The organism is Pseudoxanthomonas kaohsiungensis, from assembly GCF_010211765.1.
Classification (GTDB): domain Bacteria; phylum Pseudomonadota; class Gammaproteobacteria; order Xanthomonadales; family Xanthomonadaceae; genus Pseudoxanthomonas; species Pseudoxanthomonas kaohsiungensis.
Window position 1 is genome coordinate 1 of the sequence record NZ_PDWO01000041.1, and the last position, 782, is coordinate 782.

Here is a 782-nt window from a genome sequence, read left to right on the forward strand (position 1 = left end):
TCGCGTCGTTTTGTTTATGTAAGGTGTCGTCCGGCTTAAGCACGGTGCGCATGTATCGTGGATAGAGTTACGTATGTAACAGCAAGTATCTGACGTGCTTGCATACATGCAGGTTACGAAACTCTCGACTACTACCTGCGTCGTGCGGTCGTTGTTCTGTTTTTTTCCGGGCATGGCGGTGAGCTTGGCGCTGGTGGTGTGGGCGTTCGCCAGCGGGTCGCTGGTGGACGGTCACCTGCAGTTGTCCGATGCGATGGGCACGCTGGCGCTGGTGGCGGCCAACGTGTACGTGGTCTTCTTCAACGTGTCGTGGGGCCCGGTGATGTGGGTGATGCTGGGGGAGATGTTCCCCAACCAGATCCGCGGCTCGGGGCTGGCGGTGGCCGGCGCGGCGCAGTGGACGTCCAACTTTGCGATCACCATGAGTTTCCCGATCCTGCTGGCGGGGATCGGGCTGGCCTCGACCTACGCCCTGTACCTGGTGGCGGCGGTGGTGTCGGTGTTCTTCGTCCTGCGCTTCGTGCGCGAGACCAAGGGCATCAAGCTCGAACAGATGGAGGGGTGAGCATGGCCCTGGCGTGGCGACCGCACCCGCGCTCAGCCACCGGCTGCGGCGGGCCGGGCGACCGAGGCGCGCTGGGTGCACTGGTGGGGGACCCAGTGGTCGAACACCCTGCGCACCTGCTGGGCGACCAGCAGGTGGCAGTGGACTTCGAACCGCTGCAGACCTGGTAGGGGAAGGCGCGTCCGGGCGTGGTCGGAGGGGCGAGCGGCAAACTGCG

General features: G+C 64.6%; 1 protein-coding gene and 1 pseudogene. One reads left to right on the top strand and one right to left on the bottom strand.

All coding sequences use genetic code 11. From position 1 onward, the window contains the following. Nucleotides 1–169: 169 nt before the first annotated feature. A pseudogene (locus tag CSC66_RS17175) lies at nt 170–565 on the top strand (MFS transporter); the annotation flags it as partial. Between the two features lie 32 nt (nt 566–597). On the opposite strand, the gene CSC66_RS17655 reads toward CSC66_RS17175, so the two are convergent. Then, nucleotides 598–782 (bottom strand): hypothetical protein (locus CSC66_RS17655; RefSeq protein ID WP_238394451.1); only part of this gene is annotated, 185 nt, incomplete at its 5' end.